Here is a 19,717-nt window from a genome sequence, read left to right as displayed (position 1 = left end):
ACGCTATGACCGACTGGCATACACGAGCCATTATTTATCAGATTGATACCGCGCTATTTTATGATTTGAACGGCGATGGCTGCGGGGACATCGCCGGGATCGCGTCCAAGCTGCGCTATATTCGCCGCATGGGGGCGACGGTCATCTGGATCACCCCGTTTTACCTCACGCCCTTTCTCGATGAAGGCTACGACGTCAGCGACCACCTCCAGGTGGATCCCCGCTTCGGAAAGCTGGCCGATATCATCGCCTTTATCGAACAGGCCCGCGAGCTGGGCATGCAGGTCATTATCGAGCTGCTGATCCAGCACACGTCGGACGCGCATCCCTGGTTCCAGCAGGCCCGCCGTAACCCGGCGTCACCCTATCGTGATTACTACCTCTGGTCGGATAACGACGAAGACGATACGCCCCCCATGTTTCCCGGCGTGGAGAAGAGCATCTGGACCTGGGACGACGAGGCGGGACAATACTACCGGCACATGTTTTATCGCCACGAGCCGGATCTGAACCTCACCTCGCCCGCAGTGCTTAAAGAGATTGAAAACATCATCCTCTTCTGGCTCAAGCTTGGCGTGTCGGGATTTCGCCTCGATGCCGCATCCCACCTCACCACCCAGGCAGGGAACGGTGATGAAAAAAAGGGTCTGTGGATCCTCGAGCATATGCGGCGTCTTATCGAAGAGCGCAATCCGGACGCGATCCTGCTTGGCGAAGTTGACGTAGACGTTGAGGCCTATAAAGACTACTTCGGCAATAACGACCGCCTGAATCTGGTGCTCAACTTCTGGCTCAACAAGTATTTCTACGTCAGCCTGGCCCGCAAAAGCGCCCGCCCGCTGCGCAATGCGGTGAAGAAGATGATCGTCCCGCCTGACTCCTGCTGTTTTGCCGACTGGCTGCGCAACCACGACGAGCTAGATCTGGAAGGCATTAGTCAGAAAGACAAACAGTTTGTCCTCGACACGTTCGCCCCTGATGAGGAGATGAACGTCTATCAGCGCGGGATCCGCCGCCGCCTGGCCCCGATGCTCAACGGCGATCGGAAGCGGCTGGCGTTCTGCCACGCGGTGCTGTTTTCCCTGCCGGGTGTCCCGGTGATGCGCTACGGCGACGAGATCGGCATGGGTGACGACCTGGATCTGGAGGAGCGCTATGCCGTCCGCACCCCGATGCAGTGGGCGGGGTCACAGGGAGGCGGTTTCTCTGCATCCGACCCTGAAAAATTTATCGCACCGATTATCGACCACGGCCCTTACCGCTATCAGAAAGTCAACGTCGCCGATTCGCTGCTTCACCACAACTCGCTTCTGCACCGGATCATCGATATTGCCAATACCCGCTCGGAGTTCCCCGAAATTGCCGTTGCGCCCTTTCGCCTTATCACAATCGATAATGACGCGGTGCTGGGTCTCTATTACGAGACCGACGAGCGCAGCATCCTGACCTTCGTCAACTTCAGCGACGAGCCGGTGCAGTTCACCGCCAAAGGGATCCGCAACGCCACCTGGACCGCCTGTCTCGAGGACAAGCGCTACGATGACGCGCTGATTTGCGGTAAAACCGTAAAGCTCAGTCTTGGCGGCTACGGCTATCGCTGGTTCTGGACGCACCGTAGCGCGCTGCGCTGACTACGGTTTCCGGCGGGTTATCAGACGCGTCAGCACTATTCCCGCCACCGCGAGGGCGCCCAGCGCTACCTTACCCGGCATGCCGGAGGTGACGGACGGTGCGCGGGTTTTCGCCTCGTCAGTAAAGCGGCCATGGATTTTATGCAGATCGTTAACCGGCTGGTCGAGGTAGTCCCGGCGATCCGGCGCGTTGAGATCGTCGGTCATCTGGCCTTCCCACGCCTTTTTCACCATCAGCCGGTCGAGAAAACCGGGGAAGAAAAATTGCCCGACAATTGACTGGATGGTGCTGCTGCCGACCCACAGCTCGCGAACCGGTTTTTGCGCCACCCTGAAGATGGCGCTGGCGGCCACCTCAGGCTCAAAGACAGGCGGCACCGGGCGCATCGCCCAGGCAAACTTATTCCTCGCCCATTCGAACTGCGGGGTATTGAGCCCGGGCATCTGCACCATCGAAAGCTGAACCCGGCTGTTCTCATGCATCAGCTCGGTACGCACCGCGTCGGTGAACCCGCGGATCGCCGCTTTTGCCCCGCAGTAGGCTGACTGCAGCGGAATGGAACGGTAGGCCAGCGCGGACCCCACCTGGATTATTACGCCCCTGTCGCGCGGAACCATAAGTTCGAGCGCGGCGCGAGTGCCGTTCACGTAGCCGAGGTACGTCACCTCAGTCACGCGGCGAAACTCGTCCGGCGTGAGGGTTCGGAACGGTGCCAGAACGGCCCCCATGGCGTTGTTCACCCAGACATCTATCGCGCCGAGGCGATACTCAATTTCGTTAGCGGCATCCACCACCGCCTGGCTGTCGGCGACGTCCGCCTGCACGGCGTGGGCATTAACGCCAAAGCGCCGTAGCTCCTCCTGGGTAGAGTGCAGGCTGGCTTCATCGCGGGCGATGAGCCCCACGTCGTAACCCGCCTTTGCAAAGTGCAGCGCCGTGGCTTTTCCCACGCCCGCTGTCCCGCCGGTAATCACTATGACAGCCATAGAACCTCCACGTGAGTTTATTCGTTATTCCCGTCCGACAACGTTGTCACAAGTTCAGCCAGCGCGTAATGCACCGCTTTTTCGACCACGTCCTGACAGTCACCGGAGAAAAGCACGGTGCGGGTCTTCGTCTCGCCGCGTATGTTCCACGCAAAGCAGACCGTCCCCGCCGCCGTGCCGTCGTCGCCCCCTTCCGGGCCCGCGTAGCCGCTGATGGCGATGCTGATATCCGCCTGGGCGATGTCGCGGATACTGGCGGCCATCTCGGTTACCGTCTGCTCGCTCACGGCAGTAAACCGCGCCAGCGTCTCAGGGCGCACGCCGAGGATCCGCGCTTTGGCTTCATCGCTGAACACGACCAGGCCGACATCATAAAATTCGGCGGTGTTTTCCTCTGCGCAAAGCGCCACCGAGAGCTTTCCGCCCGTGCAGGATTCCGCGGTGGTTAAGCGAAGCCCGAGATCGGTTAATTTGCTCGCCAGCTTTTTCGTCAGTTCACCCACGGTATTATTGCTGTCGTGAAAAAGATTGCTCATCTTGCCGCCTCTTATTTCTCGAAAGGAATGATTGAAATATGGCCATTGCGCTCAAGTATGGCATATTTAATGTCGCTTATTTCCGTAATACCATTATTTTGACGCGCGGACACCAGAATATCATCACAGGACACGTCAACTTTTTTCAGTTTATCGGCTAACGGCACGCCGTTCTCAACCAGAATAACAGGAGTGCCATCCAGAATATTCTCAACCGGCGAGAAATATTTCTTCATCAGCCCGAAAATAATATCCACCACCACCAGCGTGGTAATGGTTATCATCGCGCCGGTCACGGAAAAATCTTGTCCGAGAAGCGCCTGCTGCGTGGCTTCACTAATTATCAAGAGCAGAATGAGATCGAAGCTGGTCATCTGCAGCAGCGCGCGACGCCCGGCCACTTTAAATACCACCACCAGAAACAAATAAATAGCCAGCGCGCGAAAGACCATATCCATATCAGCCTCCTAGGGGTAAATAAATTGCCAGATGTTAATTTCCGGCTCGCTGTTGACGCGGAAGACGGTGTTCCATTTACCGGCTCTGGAAGGTGTCGTGAACAGTAACACGGAGAAGCGGTCGGTTTTTTTCAGGTTGTTATAGACAAAAAAGAGGGTCTTTCCGCGGCTGAACATAGCGTCCGGCTGCGGCCAGACGCTGCCGGGTTCATACGCATTGCTGCTCTCGCTGGCCATGCTGAGGACATACTTCCCCTCCGTTTGCACCGGAAACGCGAGCGCCATCCGCGTCTCTGTCTCCCGTCGCCCAAAGCGTTCATAGTTTATAGTCAATGATTTAGCGGAATTCGTTTTGACCGTGTCGCTGACCATTCCGCTGGAAAAAAAACCGGCAATCGCCGCGACGATAATACCCAGCAGAACAATTAAACCCACCTGACGAAACGCGTATTCAAACGTCAGCAAACGGTAACTCTCATCTATCCCGGGTAACTTTTCATTTTCACGCTTCATGGCCATCGTCACCGTTTCGCTTATTATCCGATAATTTTGATTTCTAACGCGAATGTTTTTAGGACTTATCACATTTGCCACATAAAGGAATAGCAACAATACTTAATAAGTCAAGACACGTAAAATGAAGGATATCGGATGAAATTATCACTTATTTCCGCTTTATTGATATTTCTGGTTCCGGCCGCATGGGCAGATAATAACGGGGGTTTACAAAAAGGCGAAGCGCCACCGCCTCCCCACGCGCTTGATAGCGGATATCGCGGAACCGACGACGCGCGTATTATGACCATCAAGCAGGCAAAAGAATTGCATGATGGCGCGACAATTTCATTACGCGGTAATCTTATTGACGGTAGCGGCGATAAGTTTGTATTTCAGGATAAAACCGGAAAAATCGACGTTATTATTCCCCAGGCAGTCTTCGACGGCAGAACGGTAAAACCCGACCAGATGATCAGTATCAACGGTTCGCTTGATAAAAAATCATCTCCTGCCGTCGTTCGTGTCGATCGTTTGCAGAAATAATTCAGCGAAGCGTTAACGCTGCAGTTATCCATCAAATCTCACCCCTTGGCTTAAGGAGTCAGCTATGAGTGATACTAAACAACGTACGAACGCTTACCCGCAGCCCCCGTTCCCGGAACAGCCGCAAACGCCGCCGGGACTGGCATCCGAAATGCAGCCTGTACCCGACCACGGGGAAACAAGCTACAAAGGACATGGCCGCTTGGCCGGCAAAAAAGCGCTGATTACCGGCGGTGACTCCGGTATTGGTCGCGCGGTCGCTATCGCCTATGCTCGTGAAGGCGCTGACGTTGCCATTAACTACCTGCCTGAAGAGGAAAAAGACGCCGCTGAGGTCATCGACCTGATTGAAGCCGAAGGTCGCAAGGCTATCGCGCTGCCGGGGGACGTCCGGGACGAAACCTTCTGTCAGAATCTGGTCGAAGAAGCCGTGTCGAAACTGGGCGGGCTGGACATTCTGGTCAACAATGCCGGCCGTCAGCAGTTCCGTGAATCGCTTGAAGAACTGACCACGGAAGATTTTGACGCAACGTTTAAAACCAACGTTTACGCCCCTTTCTGGATCACCAAGGCGGCGCTGCGCCACCTGAAAGCGTCGTCCGTTATCATTAATACCTCGTCCGTTCAGGCGGTGAAGCCCAGCCCCGTGCTGCTGGACTACGCCCAGACGAAAGCCTGTCTGGCGGTGTTTACCAAATCCTTAGCCAAACAGCTGGGTCCGAAAGGTATTCGCGTCAACGCGGTTGCCCCTGGCCCTTACTGGACGGTACTGCAGTCCAGCGGCGGGCAGCCGATGGAAAAAGTGAAGGAGTTCGGCGGCGACACCCCGCTGGGACGTCCGGGCCAGCCCGTTGAGATTGCCCCGCTGTACGTCACGCTGGCCTCGGATGAATGTTCATTCACGTCCGGCCAGGTGTGGTGTTCCGATGGCGGTGACGGCGTGATCTAAACCTGTAAACGCCCCCCCCCTCCGCAATGAGCAATAAATGAACAAGGATGTTCGCTTTTATTCCCCCGCCAAAAAACATGTTGTAACTCAAACAGATCAAATGTTAAAAATATTTTGCTATCAGGTTATCAAAATTAAACAACTTAACTTGTCACCCGCATCGCTCTGTTTTTAACATCGCCTATGGAAAAAAATGGTCTGTTCAGTCAGCGCATACGCTTGCGCCATTTGCATACATTTGTGGCCGTCGCTCAACAGGGAACGCTGGGGCGTGCGGCTGAAACTCTCAACCTGAGCCAGCCTGCGCTCTCAAAAACCCTCAACGAGCTGGAACAGCTGACCGGTGCCCGTCTTTTTGACCGCGGCCGGCTGGGGGCGCAGCTTACCATCGTGGGCGAACAGTTCCTTACGCACGCCGTTAAGGTGCTGGATGCGCTCAATACCGCAGGCCAGTCCCTGCACAGAAAAGAAGAGCAAACCAGTGAGGTGGTGCGCGTGGGTGCTTTGCCTACCGCGGCGCTGGGCATCCTTCCACCCGTTATCGGCCAGTTCCACAAGCAGCAGCGGCATACCACGATTCAGGTCGCTACCATGAATAACACTATGCTGCTCGCGGGGCTGAAATCGGGCGAACTGGATCTCGGAATCGGTCGCATGTCCGACCCTGAGCTGATGGGCGGCCTCAACTATGAACTGCTGTTCCTGGAGTCCCTGAAGCTGGTGGTTCGTCCCGATCACCCCCTGCTGCAGGACACAGTCACATTAAGCCGCGTTATGGAGTGGCCGGTAGTGGTCTGCCCAAAAGGGACAGTTCCCCGCCAGACCGCAGAAACCTTGCTGCAAATGCAGGGGTGTACGCTGCCCTCAGGATGTATCGAAACGCTGTCGGCCTCGCTTTCGCGCCAGCTTACGCTGGATTATGACTACGTCTGGTTCGTCCCATCCGGCGCGGTGAAAGATGATTTACGTCAGGGAACGCTGATTGCCCTGCCGATTACCTCCCCCGGCCCCGGTGAACCTATCGGCATTTTGACCCGCGTAGACACGCCGCTTTCAACGGGCGCGCAGACGCTGCTGAGCGCTATCCGTAAATCAATGCCGGTCTGACACCTTTCTCTTCTCATCCTAACCCTCTCCCCAGCGGGGCGAGGGCATTGTCCTGCTCCCTAATCAATTAATGCGAAATCATTCATTAACAATTGCGTAAAACAATTTAACAGTTTTATCATAGCGGCGAATTCACCAAATGGTTCGCAAAGCATTTTGTAACTCCGAATTCACCCGTATTAATCATTCTTCCCTCCGCATTTATTACCCAACTGGTACATACCCAGCACGACGGGGGGATCTTAAGGAGACAGAAATGGCATTTGGCAGCGCGCCACGTGGGATACCGCGTATCCTGCAGTGGCTTCTTGCCGGACTGATGTTGCTCATCGGTCTGGCGGTCGGCGGGCTGGGCTTTAAGCTCGTCACCGTAGGCGGAAGTGGATACTTCCTGATAATGGGCGTGGTGATGGTGATTGCCGCGATCCTGATTTTCCTCAATCGCAGCAGCGGGATCGTGCTTTACGGCATCGCCTTTATTGCCTCGCTGTTCTGGGCGGTAGGCGATGCGGGCTGGGATTTCTGGCCGCTCTTCTCTCGCCTGTTTACCTTTGCCGTACTGGCCTTCCTCTGCGCTATCGTCTGGCCTTTCCTGCGCGCGGCAAACCACAGCGCCGCGAACAAGGCTCCCGCTTTTGGCGTCGCGGCCTTGCTCGCGGTGGCGATGCTGGTCAGCCTGGGCTGGATGTTTAAGCCGCAGACCCTCGTGGCAGCGAACGAGCCCGTTCCGGTGAAACCCGTCGCCCCCGGCGATCAGCAAAAGAACTGGGAGCACTGGGGCAATACCACCCGCGGCGACCGTTTCGCCGCGCTGGACCAGATAAACAAGCAAAATGTCCGCGACCTGAAGGTCGCCTGGGTTGCGCACACCGGCGATATTCCGCAGAGCAACGGCTCCGGCGCGGAAGATCAGAACACGCCATTGCAGATTGGCGACACGCTGTACGTCTGTACTCCATACAGTAAAGTGCTGGCGCTGGACGTGGATTCCGGCAAAGAAAAATGGCGCTACGATTCCAAAGCCACGGCGCCTAACTGGCAGCGCTGCCGCGGTCTGGGCTATTTTGAAGATCATTCCAGCGTGACAACGTCACAGGCAGAAACACAGCCTGCGGCATGCCCTCGCCGCCTGTTCCTGCCGACCACCGACGCCCGCCTGATTGCCATCAACGCGGATACCGGCAAGGTCTGCGAAGATTTCGGCGACCATGGTACCGTGGATCTGAGCGTCGGCATGGGCGAGATCAAGCCTGGATATTATCAGCAGACCTCTACGCCGCTGGTCGCAGGCAATGTTGTCGTCGTCGGCGGTCGCGTCGCGGATAACTACTCAACCGGCGAACCGCCGGGCGTGGTGCGCGCCTACGACGTGCACACCGGTAAGCTGGCGTGGGCGTGGGACCCGGGTAATCCGAACCTGACCGGCCTGCCGCCGGAAGGCCAGACCTACACCCGCGGCACGCCGAACGTCTGGTCAGCGATGTCCTACGACGCTAAGCTGAACCTGATCTACCTGCCAACCGGCAACGCCACCCCGGATTTCTGGGCGGGCGAACGTACCGCGCTGGATGATAAGTACAGTTCCTCCATCGTCGCCGTCGACGCGACCACCGGTCAGGTGCGCTGGCATTTCCAGACGACCCATCACGACCTGTGGGACTTTGACCTGCCTTCCCAGCCGCTGCTGTACGATCTGCCTGACGGTAAAGGCGGCACCACGCCTGTGCTGGTGCAGACCAGCAAGCAGGGCATGATCTTCATGCTTAACCGCGAAACCGGCAAGCCGGTGGCGAAGGTAGAAGAACGTCCCGTTCCGGCAGGTAACGTTGAGGGTGAACGCTACTCTCCGACCCAGCCGTATTCCGTTGGCATGCCGATGATTGGCAACCAGACGCTGACCGAATCCGACATGTGGGGGGCGACGCCTGTCGACCTGCTGCTGTGCCGCATTCAGTTTAAAGAGATGCGCCATCAGGGCGTCTTCACCCCGCCGGGTCTCGACCGTTCCCTGCAGTTCCCCGGCTCTCTCGGCGGGATGAACTGGGGCAGCGTCTCCGTTGACCCGAACAACAGCCTGATGTTCGTCAACGATATGCGCCTGGGCCTGGCAAACTACATGGTGCCGCGCGCTAACGTGGCGAAAAACGCCAGCGGCATCGAGATGGGCATCGTACCAATGGACGGCACCCCGTTCGGCGCGATGCGCGAACGCTTCCTGTCACCGCTTGGCATTCCGTGCCAGAAGCCGCCGTTTGGCACCATGTCGGCCGTTGACCTGAAAACCGGCAAGCTGGTGTGGCAGGTGCCTGTCGGCACGGTGGAAGATACCGGCCCGCTGGGCATTCGCATGCACATGCCAATCCCAATCGGCATGCCGACGCTGGGCGCTTCGCTCTCTACCCAGTCCGGTCTGCTGTTCTTCGCCGGCACGCAGGATTTCTACCTGCGCGCGTTTGATACCGCCACCGGGAAAGAGATCTGGAAAGACCGCCTGCCGGTCGGCAGCCAGTCCGGCCCGATGACCTACGTGTCGCCGAAAACCGGTAAGCAGTACATCATCATTAACGCCGGGGGCGCCCGCCAGTCTCCGGATCGCGGGGATTACGTTATCGCGTACGCGTTGCCCGATAAGAAGTAACAGATGAAAAAAGGGACCGAAAGGTCCCTTTTTTGTAGGTCAGATTTTGTAGGTCGGGTAAGCGAAGCGCCACCCGACACTGCCGACAACTCAGAACGTCTCCCAGTTATCCCCGGAAACCGTCGCCGCCGGACGCAGCGGCGGGTTCTTCGCCACTGGCGCAGACGTCACCGCGCGGCCCGACTTTGCACCGCTCAGACGAAACGCCCCGACCGCCTCGGTCAGACGCGCGCCCTGTTCTTCCAGAGACGCCGCCGCCGCAGAGGCCTCTTCCACCAGCGAGGCGTTCTGCTGGGTCACTTTATCCATCTCAGAAATCGCCTGGCTCACCTGGACAATACCGCGGCTCTGCTCGTCGGACGCGGCGGCAATCTCCAGCATGATGTCGGTCACGCGTTTAACCGCTTCGACGATTTCATTCATGGTGTTACCGGCGGCCACGACCTCACCGGAGCCCTGGTCGATCAGCGAGACCGATTCGTTAATCAGGCTTTCGATCTCTTTTGCGGCATTCGCACTGCGGCTTGCAAGGGTTCGGACTTCGCTTGCTACCACGGCAAACCCGCGCCCCTGCTCGCCCGCCCGCGCCGCTTCTACCGCCGCGTTAAGCGCCAGGATATTGGTCTGGAACGCAATGCTGTTAATAACAGCAGTGATCTCGGAGATTTTTTTCGAACTGGTGGAGATATTGCCCATGGTTTTGACCACGCCGGATACCATCTGGCCGCCGCGGCTGGCTTTCCCGGAGGCATCTTCCGCAAGCTTGCTGGCATGATGGGCGTTATCAGCGTTCTGTTTCACCGTTGCGGTGAGCTGTTCCATGCTTGCGGCGGTTTGCTCAATGGCCGCAGCCTGCTGTTCGGTACGCGAAGAAAGATCGGTGTTACCGGCAGAAATCTCGCTGGTGCCGCGGTAGATCTCCTCCGCCCCCTGACGTACGGTGCCCACGGTATTTTCCAGCGAGTGCTGCATGGTTTGCAGATCGCGCGTCAGGCGGCCAATTTCGCTGCGCCCGGCCACGTCGTCCGGCATCGTCAGGTCGCCTTTGGCGATATTCTCGATACGTTTCGCTGCACGCTGCAAAGGATTGATTACCGTACGGCGCAGAACGACAAAGGTCATCGCCGTCAGCACCAGCGCCAGCGCAAACGCGCCCACCATAAACATCAGGCCCAGCTGCGTGCGGCTGTGCGCCTGCGCCGTCAGCGCATTGGCACGCTCGGTACGGATCTTAATCGCCTTTAGCAGCACGGCGTTGTAAGCGTCATCCAGCGGACGCGCCGTTTCGTTTTCGTGGTTGATAATCGCTTCGAACATGCCGTTTTTGGCAAATTTCACCATCGGCTGCATGCCCGAGATATAGGCGTCGTAGCGTGCTTTCAGATCAGCGTCCAGCGCTTCGTCTGAAGAGGTGCGCACCGTACGGTTCATATAGGCGGTAAAACTGTCCTGGGACTGCTTAATGCGCTTTTCCGCCTCGCTGATGTTCTGCTTCATCGCATCCATCTCCGCGATGCGGCTTGCCGCACCGGCGTGGATCAGATTGATACGCGCGGTTCGAAGATGGTTTGAGCTGTTCGACAGCCCCATACGCACCTGAATTTCGGATGTGACATCCTGCTGATCGTTATCGGCCTGCAGCAGGAAATACCCCGCCAGACCCGAGCTCAAGGCGAAGAGAAGAATAATGCCACCGAGAATGGAGGAAAACAGCGGAACCAGCCTGATGTGATGCAAGAAGCTCAGCTTGCGCTGCGCCTGCATCGAAGTAGTGTTGTCCATGACCGTCGACTCTCTTGTAGGTAAGATGCGTAAAAACATGCGTGTTAAATAGTCATCGGCACGGTGGGGATTTAGATTACGGCTAAAAACGCCGCACTGGTCACACTTTAGAGAAGATTATTAAAGAAACGCCAGCGGTGAAAAACCGCTGGCAGAAGAGTTACTTGTCGCCGAAATGAATGACGGTACGGATGGATTTTCCTTCGTGCATCAGATCGAACGCGTCGTTGATCTGCTCCAGCGGCAAACGGTGGGTAATGAACGGGTCGAGCTGAATCTTGCCGACCATAGCATCTTCAACCATACCCGGAAGCTGAGTACGGCCCTTCACGCCGCCAAACGCGGAACCGCGCCACACGCGACCGGTGACCAGCTGGAATGGACGGGTTTTAATCTCCTGGCCCGCGCCGGCCACGCCAATGATGATGCTCTCGCCCCAGCCTTTGTGGCAGCATTCGAGCGCGGAACGCATCACGTTCACGTTGCCGATACATTCGAAGCTGAAGTCAACGCCGCCGTCGGTCATCTCAACAATGACATCCTGAATCGGTTTTTCGTGATCCTTCGGGTTAACGAAATCGGTCGCGCCCATTTCACCCGCGAGCTTGAATTTCTCCGGGTTGGTGTCGACCGCGATGATACGACCGGCTTTCGCCTGCACCGCGCCCTGAATCACCGCCAGACCAATGCCGCCGAGACCGAACACCGCCACGGTGTCGCCCTCTTTGACTTTTGCCGTGTTATGCACCGCGCCGATACCGGTGGTCACGCCGCAGCCCAGCAGGCAGACTTTATCCAGCGGCGCCTGCGGGTTCACCTTCGCCAGCGAGATCTCCGCGCAAACGGTGTATTCGCTGAAGGTGCTGGTGCCCATGTAGTGATAAACAGGTTCACCGTTATAAGAGAAGCGGGTGGTACCGTCCGGCATCAGCCCTTTCCCCTGAGTGGCGCGAACCGCCTGGCAGAGGTTGGTTTTACCGGATTTACAGAACTTACACTCGCCGCACTCCGCGGTGTACAGCGGGATAACGTGATCGCCAGGCTTCAGGCTGGTCACGCCCTCGCCCACTTCCACCACAATCCCGCCGCCTTCATGACCCAGCACCGCCGGGAAAACGCCTTCAGGATCGTCACCGGACAGCGTAAACGCATCGGTATGGCACACGCCGGTATGGGTGATTTTGATCAGCACTTCGCCTTTCTTCGGCGGTGCCACGTCGATTTCAACGATTTTCAGCGGCTGGCCGGGACCAAATGCAACTGCAGCGCGAGATTTCATCATGTCTTCCCTTTTTGTCAGGTGTGTGGGTTTATTTTAGATAAGAGCGCAGCAAATGGCCGACTTCTGCCATGCGTACGGCTCGCTGATCCGGCGTGGTTTCCCCCGTCACCAGCTCATCTTTGAGGTGAATTTCAACCATTTCGCCCATCAGGCCATTGGCAGCCCCGCGCACGGCGGCGATTTGCTGCAGGATGGCCAGACAGGGGTCGCCCGACTCCAGCGCGCGTTCAAGGGCCTCAACCTGGCCCCGAATGCGGCGGACGCGAGTAAGAATACGTTTTTTATCTTCGGGTGAATGCGGCATACGCCCTCCTGATACTATAGGGGGGTATGGTACCTATTTTATCCTTGATATGTAAACACTCTGTTTTTTATGGTTAATGCGCATTTCGTTAACGTTACGTATTACTCCGGCAGCGCTATACCTGAAATCTCAGTACAAATATTAATGAGACGATCCTGCAATGCAACGTCGTGCGCCTGCGGATTAGCCGTCATGCGCTTCATGTGATAGAAATATTTCCCCGTTACGTCAGCCTCAGTATCACGGCTGGCGGCAAGCCAGGCCTGGGTCAGGTGCGCCTGGTCCATATCGTCCGGGGCATGCGGCCCCCCCATCTTTGTCGGCACCCAGCCAAGCTCGAGGCTGTTACTACGCACATCACGCCAGCGACGCGCCAGAGCAAAAGCCAGCATAGCGTCGTGCAATTTACTCTCCGCATAGGCGTCGGCCCCATTCCAGCGACGTTTGCGCCAGAGAATATCATCCAGGTTTGCCCGGGCATGATGATGCATACCCGAACTCAGGTAGACGAGGCGATGCGGACGTTCAATCACCGCGGTGAGGATGTAAGCCGAGAGCGTGTTGATCGCGAAAACGTGCGGCAGCCCGTCGCGGGTCACGCGATACGCTTCATTGTAGCCAACGGCAGCATTGTGGATGACGGCATCGAAGCGTCCCAGGGCGTTGACACGTAATGCCGTTTGCCTGGCACCTTCAATTGTCTCCAGGTCACCGACAACGACGGCTTCAGCCTGCGGTAAGGCGCGTTGCGCATCTTCTGCACGGTTCGCATTACGCGCGTGCAACACAACCTGATGTCCTTGTTGAACCAGCAGTTCGGCCGCCATCAGACCCAGGCCTGTCGACGAACCGGAGATGAAAATGCGTGACATATAATTTCTCCAGATTAGTAAACCGACAGCAAAGGCTGCCGGCTCGAATGTTTCTTCAGGATTGCTGCATGCGAGACGCGCTCGCAATCAGTGCACCCAGCAGCGCACAGGCCGCACCAGACAGATATACAGCGGCATAACTAAACTGACCGGCGATCAGGCCAGCTACTGGCCCGGCGATTCCATAAGCGACATCCAGAAATGCAACGAATGCGCCCATTGCACTGCCGCGGTTGGCTTGTGGAACACGTTTTAAGGCTTCAACGCCCAGTGCGGGGAAAACCAGTGCACAGCCCAGTCCGGTAACCAGAGCACCTGCTAGTGCCATCCATTCGTTTGAACCCAACCACAACATTGCCTGGCCAAGCGCTTCAACCACCAGTGACCAAACCGCAACGCGATAGCCGCCTGTTTGGTCTGGCAGATGCCCCAGGGCGAGGCGAATGAAAATAAAACCCAGACCAAACGCAGTCATCACCAGGCCGGCGTTCTGCCAGTGATGTGCCGCAAAGTACAGCGAGGCAAAAGCGGTTAGTCCTGACAACCCAACGCCCTGCAGCATTAATCCCAGCCCTTCGCGCCAGATGCGCCCTACTACGCGATGGAATGGCAGTCGCGGACCTCCAGGCGATATATATGATGTGGTACAAAATGCAACCAGAGCGGCCAACATCGGTGCAGCAATATAGGCAATCATCGCCATTGTGAGGCTGTAATGCTGATATAACGCCATGCCAACAGGAGCACCAATCGACAGCGCCGCGAACATCGCGATGCCGGTCCAGGACATGGACATACCGGCGCGCTGAGGGCCAACTGAGGCAATGGCCCAGGACACACATCCCGTCACGAACTGACTTTCGCCAAAACCGGCCATCAGACGACCTGCGATAACAATGCAAAGGGTTGCAGCAGGCGATAAATCCGTTACCGAAGCCACCAGATACAGCGCCCCTGCTATCGCTGAAAGGATTGCTCCCTGCAGAGCAGAACGTTTACCGCCCTGCTGGTCCGTAACCCGTCCGGCATAGCCGCGGGTGAGCACCGTGGCCAGAAACTGGATGCCGATCACCAGTCCCACCACGAGGTTACTGAAGCCGAGATGACCATGGATGAACAATGGAATCACCGGCAGTGGCAGTCCGACTGCCAGATAGCCAAAGAAAAGTGCGGCAATAACGCCCGTTGCCGGGCGGGGAAGCAGGACGCGCGGGGTGTTATCCTCCGCGAGCCGCTTAATGGCGAGGGCTCCCATGTCATTATCCTTTATGAAATATGATTAAGTGGGTTGAACGGCCCGGTGTATCAGGCCGCTCTGTCATCAGGATGCTTTAAAAAGATCGATGTGATAGCCGCTGGCGTTGAGCAGGTAATCACGAGAAGCGGTTATCTCTGTGCTTAGCGCCGCCAGATCAATATCCACCAACTTGCCCGCACGTTTACGAAGCTGGCCGGCCACCATCACGGTATCTACATCAGACCGCTCTATCGCCTGCACGACGGTACCAATTACGTTGGTTACCGGGAAAACAGCGGCTCCGCTGGTGCGAACCATGATAATGTCGGCCTGCTTGCCTGGCGTAAGGGTGCCAATCTGATCCTCCAAACCGGCCGCACGCGCGCCATTAACCGTTGCCGCTTTCAGGACCTCCTCGGCCGTGATGGGTGACGACACATTGTCCTCACCACGGAAGCGACGGTAGCGCATAGCCGATCGCTGTTGCCCGAACAGAGCGTGCATTTCCCCGAACATATCGCTGCCAAAGGCAGTATCAAGGTCAATGCCCAGTGCCGGGGTCAAGCCGCGATCGACAGCCTGCTGGTAGGCAAAACTTTCATCGTCGAAGCCAAATAGCGCATCCGACCGTGGATTGACAGTGATGTTTACTCCTGAATCGGCCAGGAGCTTCCAGGTATCCTGAGGAACCCTTGAACAGTGGTTGAAGATGTTATGTGTGCCCAGTACGCCCGGCGTGGCAAACTCAGGGCCTAGATTGGCGAGATCGCCGATGAATTCGGTCAGAATACGCATGTCGAGTTTGCGAGCGACCTTCCACCAGTCAAGATTGAGCTGACCAAACAGACCAACGTGCACCAGGCTGTCACTTGTATTCCAGCTTCGCGAGAGTCGCTCCAAATCGGCAGGCAAATGCGCCGATGAAGCTTCTTTATCCATTGCTGCACCGACCATATGTAACGCGCGGATGCCGCTTTCCTTTAGAGCATCTAATGCTGCATCAGTATGCTCGGGGCTGCGCGAGTTGTGGCAGGCATCAATGATGGTAGTAATACCGGCATCCAGTGAGGCAAGTGCCGTGAGCCTGGTACTCAGGTACATGTCCAGGGGACGATAATGTTTGCCCAGTTTCTCTGCGACCACATCAATGTAATCAAACAGATCGTCGACATTTGGCATCATGCGGCGCATTACGCCAAGCCACATATGGTGATGAGCATCCACCAGGCCGGGCATAACGATATGGCCAGCTGCATCAATCACCAGGGCATCATCCGTCTGCAGTTCCGGACCCACAGCTGCGATACGGTCGCCATGGACGAGAACATCGCCCACGGAGAGGTTGGGTATATCGGCATCCAAAGTAAGGATGATGCCGCCTTTAAAAAGAGTGCGCGTCGTTGTCATTTCGTATTCCTCAGGGTTAAGTGATGCCGTTCGTTGCGAGGTTTGCCCAGCCGGGGACAGGGAAAATAGCGCCTGGCAACGAATTGGCTGACACAATAGGTTGCGCACCATTTTTGATAAAGGTAGTTTTATGCAAATTATATTTGAATAAATTCAAAGGTGAGTCTCTATGAGTTTTGACGGAAGGCTACTGTCAGGATTGAGCGTGTTGGCCGCAGTTGTCGAGGCGGGTAGTTTCAGTCGCGCTGGCGAGGTGCTGGGACTGTCCGCTTCTGGCGTGAGCAGATCGATAGATCGCCTTGAAGAGAGGCTCGGTGTGCGTTTGCTAAACCGTACGACGCGTACGATGAACCTGACGAACGAAGGCCGGGCTTTGTATGAGCGCGCCTCGCCACATCTTGAAGGGATTGAAGTTGCGGCAAGCTACGTATCCGGTGCCGCCATTGCTGTACGAGGATCATTACGGGTCAGCGTTAATCCAATCTTCGCTCGTTATATTTTGGCCCCGAAACTGCCTCTTTTGCGCGAACGTCATCCGGAACTGGAACTTACAGTAGTGCAGCAGCCTGACGTAGGGGATCTTGTGACAGAGGGTATAGATGTTGCGGTGCGTTTCGGGCCGCAACTCCCCTCAACTATTTCTTCGAAATTGCTCTTTCAGACGCGCGTACTCACTGTGGCATCACCGGCATATCTGAAACGGCATGGTCGACCTGAGCATCCTGAAGAACTAGTCACGCATGAGTGCATTCAGTATATCGATCCTCGCCGCGGGAAACCGTTTGAGTGGGAATTCCGTCGTGATCGCGAAGTACTGGCTATTGATACTTATGGTCATTTGACGACAACCGATGTAGATCTGATGGTGCAATCCTGCGTAAGTGGTGTTGGCATTGCCCAGGTACTTTCACTCAGCGTCACGCAGTTGATCGCTGACGGAATGCTGGTCGAACTTTTTCCGGAATGGCCTGGCGAAACCTATCCGCTGTATATCACGCGGCCATCTCGTCGACTGCCCCCCGCTGCTGTCGAAGCCTTTATGGAATTTTGCGCTGAAATTTGCGCAAATCATGCAGCGAATTGAAAAAAGAAGCTATCAGCTGCTGGCCGCACTTCAGCGGCGAGCAGCTGATGGCCTCAGCGATAATCAAAGAATTTGTCTGCTCACAAGCATGGCCCCATTAATTTATTCCTTATTCGAGATTATTTAATCTGCCTCAACATGTACGCTGATGTTCAGCCGTTTTGCTTCCATCGATATCATTTTTTGGGCAAGAACCATATTGCCGCCATGTACTTGATCTATTAAGTGTTGAACGAGAGTCATCATCAAATAATCCTTATTAGCCGGATAAAAATCGATCATATCAATCCCGCTATCCTGCAGCTGCTGGTGCGTAGTTCTCTCCGTTTCAGCAACAATTTTGGCTACGCTGGCCTGCATCTTTTCGATTTGCTCAAATACAATACGGTTTATGATTTCGATTTGTTCTGGCTTTAAGTCCTTTACCATCATTACCTCTCATAAAATTTTGTAGCTAAGAAAATTTGGATTATGACAAACCTAATATAAGTACAGGAAGTGAGTCTTCATTCATCATTTAGCAGTATCTTAGGTACGACGGAACGTTTGCTGCCGCACAACGATATACCGCCAGTATAACCTCTCCATAATCAGCAAGATCGGTCAGGATTTTGGCCGTTCGGTGAGGCAAAGTAGGTCATCAGGAGGATGCAATGAACGATGCAATCAAAACGGCTTACCGCGAGCGCTTCACGACGGTGTGCGACTATATCGCCCAACATCTCGATGAACCGCTCACGCTGGAGAAGCTCAGCGCGTTAGCCTGCTGTTCGCCTTATCATTTTCACCGGCAGTTTCTGGCGTTTAGCGGCCAGCCTTTATATCGCTATATCCAGTGGCTGCGTCTGCGTCATGCTTCCTGGCGACTGGCGTTTAATCCTCAGGATAAGGTGATTGATATTGCGCTCGATGCCGGGTTCCAGAGCCCTGAATCGTTCAGTCGCGCCTTCAGAAACGCGTTTGGAAAAAGCCCGCGTCAGTTTCGGCAGCAGCCGGACTGGCTGAACTGGCACCAGCGCGTACCGAAAATGACCTTTCAGGAGCAAAAAACGATGGAAATTAAGATTGTCGATTTCCCACAGACCCAAGTGGCAATGCTTCAGCACCGTGGCAACCCGGATCGGGTAAATGACAGCGCGGCGAAATTTATTGCCTGGCGTAAAAGCTCGGGCCTATCGCCAGTACACGAAAGCAGCACGTTTGGTATCGCCTGGGATGACCCGGCAACCACACCCGCAGACGCCTTTCGTTTCGATATCTGCGGCAGTATCTCTGAAGCGATACCAGAAAATGAATTCGGGGTTTGCAGTGGCGAAATCGACGGCGGACGTTACGCCGTAGCCCGCCACACGGGGTCTCTGGATACCATTTCCGCCACGGTGTGGGCGATGTTTCGCTACTGGCTACCGGCCAGCGGCGAAACGCTGCGCGATGCCCCGGTATTTTTCCACTACCTCAACTTCATTCACGAGGTGCCAGAACATGCGCTGCAAACGGATATCTACCTGCCGTTAAATTGACTATCCCTTGTTTCCACCTTTTCCGGGTAGCGCTGAGCTTGCCCGGCATAGGACTCCCTTGCAAACTGCGCCAGCGTTTGCCGTTCCTCCTTGAGATAGCAACTGAAACCCTGTCACTAATGGGCCATCCGCGCCTGCGCGAACGGTGCAAAAAATCAAACACACCTTTAGATAAAGGCCACTTATTCTGGCATACGTTCCCAGGTAGTATTCAGACACATGACGAGTAAAGTTGTGACTTAATAGTCGCAGTATCTCTAATGCAGATAAACCAACCCACGGAGATAAAATGCTGGTATTTTTAACAATGTTTATATTTTCACTGACGCTTTCCTTTTCTCCTGGCCCGGTTAATATGGTGATTATATCGTCTGGTGCCGTTCACGGCTTTAGAAAGACCTTCTCATTTGTCTCCGGTGCAACGATAGGGTTTACGTTATTACTTATCTTTATATGTTTCGGCTTTTACGCTGCAATCGAAAAATATCCAGTGTTTTTCCGGTATCTTAATATTGCCGGTTCTTTATTTATCATGTGTCTGGGCTATAAGATAGCGTCGTCACGGTCCGATATGTCATTAACAAAAACGGATTCACCCGGTTTTATTCAGGGTTTTGTCATGCAGTGGATCAACCCCAAAGCATGGACCGCGTGCGCCTCTGGGGCAGCGATGTTTTCTGAACCCTCTAGCCCTGTTACAGCTCTCGTCTTTATCACGGTCTATTTTTTAGTCTGTTATATGTCGCTTTCAGCATGGGCATTGATGGGAGAAAAAGTATCTGTGCTGCTCAGGAGCACGCGGCAGCTCCGCACGTTTAACGTGTTGATGGGCGGACTGTTGCTTATTACGGCGTGTTACATGCTCTTTTTAGCATTTTAACC

At 55.6% G+C, this 19,717-nt stretch carries 19 protein-coding genes; 8 read left to right on the top strand and 11 right to left on the bottom strand.

The window, feature by feature from the left end:
- Positions 1 to 5 precede the first annotated feature (5 nt).
- A complete protein-coding gene (locus ADJ24_RS03060) occupies positions 6 to 1,631 on the top strand; it encodes an alpha-amylase family protein (protein WP_023311674.1) in 1,626 nt (541 codons plus the stop codon).
- On the opposite strand, the gene ADJ24_RS03055 is transcribed toward ADJ24_RS03060, so the two are convergent.
- Genes ADJ24_RS03055 through ADJ24_RS03040 form a run of 4 tightly spaced genes read right to left on the bottom strand, consistent with a single transcriptional unit; the run spans position 1,632 to position 4,125 of the window.
- Entirely contained in the window at positions 1,632 to 2,618 is a 987-nt protein-coding gene (locus ADJ24_RS03055) for an SDR family oxidoreductase (RefSeq protein WP_023311673.1), read from the bottom strand. It abuts the gene before it with no gap.
- A 17-nt stretch (positions 2,619 to 2,635) separates the two neighbouring features.
- The gene (locus tag ADJ24_RS03050; protein WP_023311672.1) at positions 2,636 to 3,154 is read right to left on the bottom strand and encodes a 2-oxo-tetronate isomerase; all 519 of its coding nucleotides are present in this window, start codon (positions 3,152 to 3,154) and stop codon (positions 2,636 to 2,638) included.
- A gap of 11 nt (positions 3,155 to 3,165) precedes the next feature.
- On the bottom strand, positions 3,166 to 3,612 hold the full coding sequence (locus tag ADJ24_RS03045) for a DUF421 domain-containing protein (protein ID WP_023311671.1): 447 nt from the start codon (positions 3,610 to 3,612) through the stop codon (positions 3,166 to 3,168).
- A gap of 9 nt (positions 3,613 to 3,621) precedes the next feature.
- Complete coding sequence (locus ADJ24_RS03040) at positions 3,622 to 4,125, bottom strand: hypothetical protein (RefSeq protein ID WP_032668366.1); 504 nt, start codon at positions 4,123 to 4,125, stop codon at positions 3,622 to 3,624.
- A 138-nt stretch (positions 4,126 to 4,263) separates the two neighbouring features.
- Between ADJ24_RS03040 and ADJ24_RS03035 the strand changes: the two genes are divergently transcribed.
- The 4 genes from ADJ24_RS03035 (at position 4,264) to ADJ24_RS03020 (ending at position 9,347) form a co-directional block, all read left to right on the top strand.
- On the top strand, positions 4,264 to 4,653 hold the full coding sequence (locus tag ADJ24_RS03035) for a YdeI family stress tolerance OB fold protein (protein ID WP_023311669.1): 390 nt from the start codon (positions 4,264 to 4,266) through the stop codon (positions 4,651 to 4,653).
- 64 nt (positions 4,654 to 4,717) lie between these two features.
- Positions 4,718 to 5,602 carry an SDR family oxidoreductase gene (locus ADJ24_RS03030; protein WP_023311668.1) on the top strand — a complete coding sequence of 295 codons (885 nt, stop codon included), beginning with the start codon at positions 4,718 to 4,720 and terminating at the stop codon, positions 5,600 to 5,602.
- Between the two features lie 183 nt (positions 5,603 to 5,785).
- Positions 5,786 to 6,709 carry a LysR substrate-binding domain-containing protein gene (locus ADJ24_RS03025; protein WP_023311667.1) on the top strand — a complete coding sequence of 308 codons (924 nt, stop codon included), beginning with the start codon at positions 5,786 to 5,788 and terminating at the stop codon, positions 6,707 to 6,709.
- Between the two features lie 256 nt (positions 6,710 to 6,965).
- Positions 6,966 to 9,347, top strand: coding sequence for a glucose/quinate/shikimate family membrane-bound PQQ-dependent dehydrogenase (locus ADJ24_RS03020; RefSeq protein WP_023311666.1), 2,382 nt, complete (start codon positions 6,966 to 6,968; stop codon positions 9,345 to 9,347).
- 90 nt (positions 9,348 to 9,437) lie between these two features.
- Here the strand turns inward: ADJ24_RS03020 and ADJ24_RS03015 are convergent, their stop codons facing one another.
- The 6 genes from ADJ24_RS03015 to ADJ24_RS02990 all read right to left on the bottom strand — a co-directional run bounded on the left by ADJ24_RS03015 (position 9,438) and on the right by ADJ24_RS02990 (position 16,231).
- On the bottom strand, positions 9,438 to 11,129 hold the full coding sequence (locus ADJ24_RS03015) for a methyl-accepting chemotaxis protein (protein WP_023311665.1): 1,692 nt from the start codon (positions 11,127 to 11,129) through the stop codon (positions 9,438 to 9,440).
- A 160-nt stretch (positions 11,130 to 11,289) separates the two neighbouring features.
- Entirely contained in the window at positions 11,290 to 12,408 is a 1,119-nt protein-coding gene (locus ADJ24_RS03010) for an S-(hydroxymethyl)glutathione dehydrogenase/class III alcohol dehydrogenase (protein ID WP_032668253.1), read from the bottom strand.
- 31 nt (positions 12,409 to 12,439) lie between these two features.
- Positions 12,440 to 12,715 (bottom strand): metal/formaldehyde-sensitive transcriptional repressor, encoded by a 276-nt coding sequence (locus ADJ24_RS03005; protein WP_023311663.1) that lies wholly within the window; start codon positions 12,713 to 12,715, stop codon positions 12,440 to 12,442.
- A 101-nt stretch (positions 12,716 to 12,816) separates the two neighbouring features.
- Complete coding sequence (locus ADJ24_RS03000; protein ID WP_023311662.1) at positions 12,817 to 13,587, bottom strand: SDR family oxidoreductase; 771 nt, start codon at positions 13,585 to 13,587, stop codon at positions 12,817 to 12,819.
- Between the two features lie 55 nt (positions 13,588 to 13,642).
- Entirely contained in the window at positions 13,643 to 14,842 is a 1,200-nt protein-coding gene (locus ADJ24_RS02995) for an arabinose transporter (RefSeq protein ID WP_023311661.1), read from the bottom strand.
- 66 nt (positions 14,843 to 14,908) lie between these two features.
- Positions 14,909 to 16,231 carry an amidohydrolase family protein gene (locus tag ADJ24_RS02990; RefSeq protein WP_023311660.1) on the bottom strand — a complete coding sequence of 441 codons (1,323 nt, stop codon included), beginning with the start codon at positions 16,229 to 16,231 and terminating at the stop codon, positions 14,909 to 14,911.
- 169 nt (positions 16,232 to 16,400) lie between these two features.
- Between ADJ24_RS02990 and ADJ24_RS02985 the strand changes: the two genes are divergently transcribed.
- On the top strand, positions 16,401 to 17,315 hold the full coding sequence (locus ADJ24_RS02985; protein ID WP_023311659.1) for a LysR family transcriptional regulator: 915 nt from the start codon (positions 16,401 to 16,403) through the stop codon (positions 17,313 to 17,315).
- Positions 17,316 to 17,438: 123 nt separating this feature from the next.
- Here the strand turns inward: ADJ24_RS02985 and ADJ24_RS02980 are convergent, their stop codons facing one another.
- Positions 17,439 to 17,744 (bottom strand): hypothetical protein, encoded by a 306-nt coding sequence (locus ADJ24_RS02980; protein WP_023311658.1) that lies wholly within the window; start codon positions 17,742 to 17,744, stop codon positions 17,439 to 17,441.
- Positions 17,745 to 17,968: 224 nt separating this feature from the next.
- Between ADJ24_RS02980 and ADJ24_RS02975 the strand changes: the two genes are divergently transcribed.
- Positions 17,969 to 18,835 carry an AraC family transcriptional regulator gene (locus ADJ24_RS02975; protein WP_023311657.1) on the top strand — a complete coding sequence of 289 codons (867 nt, stop codon included), beginning with the start codon at positions 17,969 to 17,971 and terminating at the stop codon, positions 18,833 to 18,835.
- Between the two features lie 289 nt (positions 18,836 to 19,124).
- Entirely contained in the window at positions 19,125 to 19,715 is a 591-nt protein-coding gene (locus ADJ24_RS02970) for a LysE family translocator (protein WP_023311656.1), read from the top strand.
- Positions 19,716 to 19,717 lie beyond the last annotated feature (2 nt).

Source organism: Enterobacter sp. 940_PEND (assembly GCF_001059415.1).
Lineage (GTDB): Bacteria > Pseudomonadota > Gammaproteobacteria > Enterobacterales > Enterobacteriaceae > Enterobacter > Enterobacter cloacae_M.
The sequence above is the reverse complement of the archived record's forward strand: the minus strand, read 5'-3'. Positions and strand labels throughout refer to the sequence as shown.

Bases quoted from the DNA above. Each gene is read 5' to 3' on its own strand.
- ADJ24_RS03060 (WP_023311674.1), top strand. From the start codon at position 6: ATGACCGACTGGCATACACGAGCCATTATTTATCAGATTGATACCGCG.
- ADJ24_RS03055 (WP_023311673.1), bottom strand. From the start codon at position 2,618: ATGGCTGTCATAGTGATTACCGGCGGGACAGCGGGCGTGGGAAAAGCC.
- ADJ24_RS03050 (WP_023311672.1), bottom strand. From the start codon at position 3,154: ATGAGCAATCTTTTTCACGACAGCAATAATACCGTGGGTGAACTGACG.
- ADJ24_RS03045 (WP_023311671.1), bottom strand. From the start codon at position 3,612: ATGGATATGGTCTTTCGCGCGCTGGCTATTTATTTGTTTCTGGTGGTG.
- ADJ24_RS03040 (WP_032668366.1), bottom strand. From the start codon at position 4,125: ATGAAGCGTGAAAATGAAAAGTTACCCGGGATAGATGAGAGTTACCGT.
- ADJ24_RS03035 (WP_023311669.1), top strand. From the start codon at position 4,264: ATGAAATTATCACTTATTTCCGCTTTATTGATATTTCTGGTTCCGGCC.
- ADJ24_RS03030 (WP_023311668.1), top strand. From the start codon at position 4,718: ATGAGTGATACTAAACAACGTACGAACGCTTACCCGCAGCCCCCGTTC.
- ADJ24_RS03025 (WP_023311667.1), top strand. From the start codon at position 5,786: ATGGAAAAAAATGGTCTGTTCAGTCAGCGCATACGCTTGCGCCATTTG.
- ADJ24_RS03020 (WP_023311666.1), top strand. From the start codon at position 6,966: ATGGCATTTGGCAGCGCGCCACGTGGGATACCGCGTATCCTGCAGTGG.
- ADJ24_RS03015 (WP_023311665.1), bottom strand. From the start codon at position 11,129: ATGGACAACACTACTTCGATGCAGGCGCAGCGCAAGCTGAGCTTCTTG.
- ADJ24_RS03010 (WP_032668253.1), bottom strand. From the start codon at position 12,408: ATGAAATCTCGCGCTGCAGTTGCATTTGGTCCCGGCCAGCCGCTGAAA.
- ADJ24_RS03005 (WP_023311663.1), bottom strand. From the start codon at position 12,715: ATGCCGCATTCACCCGAAGATAAAAAACGTATTCTTACTCGCGTCCGC.
- ADJ24_RS03000 (WP_023311662.1), bottom strand. From the start codon at position 13,587: ATGTCACGCATTTTCATCTCCGGTTCGTCGACAGGCCTGGGTCTGATG.
- ADJ24_RS02995 (WP_023311661.1), bottom strand. From the start codon at position 14,842: ATGGGAGCCCTCGCCATTAAGCGGCTCGCGGAGGATAACACCCCGCGC.
- ADJ24_RS02990 (WP_023311660.1), bottom strand. From the start codon at position 16,231: ATGACAACGACGCGCACTCTTTTTAAAGGCGGCATCATCCTTACTTTG.
- ADJ24_RS02985 (WP_023311659.1), top strand. From the start codon at position 16,401: ATGAGTTTTGACGGAAGGCTACTGTCAGGATTGAGCGTGTTGGCCGCA.
- ADJ24_RS02980 (WP_023311658.1), bottom strand. From the start codon at position 17,744: ATGGTAAAGGACTTAAAGCCAGAACAAATCGAAATCATAAACCGTATT.
- ADJ24_RS02975 (WP_023311657.1), top strand. From the start codon at position 17,969: ATGAACGATGCAATCAAAACGGCTTACCGCGAGCGCTTCACGACGGTG.
- ADJ24_RS02970 (WP_023311656.1), top strand. From the start codon at position 19,125: ATGCTGGTATTTTTAACAATGTTTATATTTTCACTGACGCTTTCCTTT.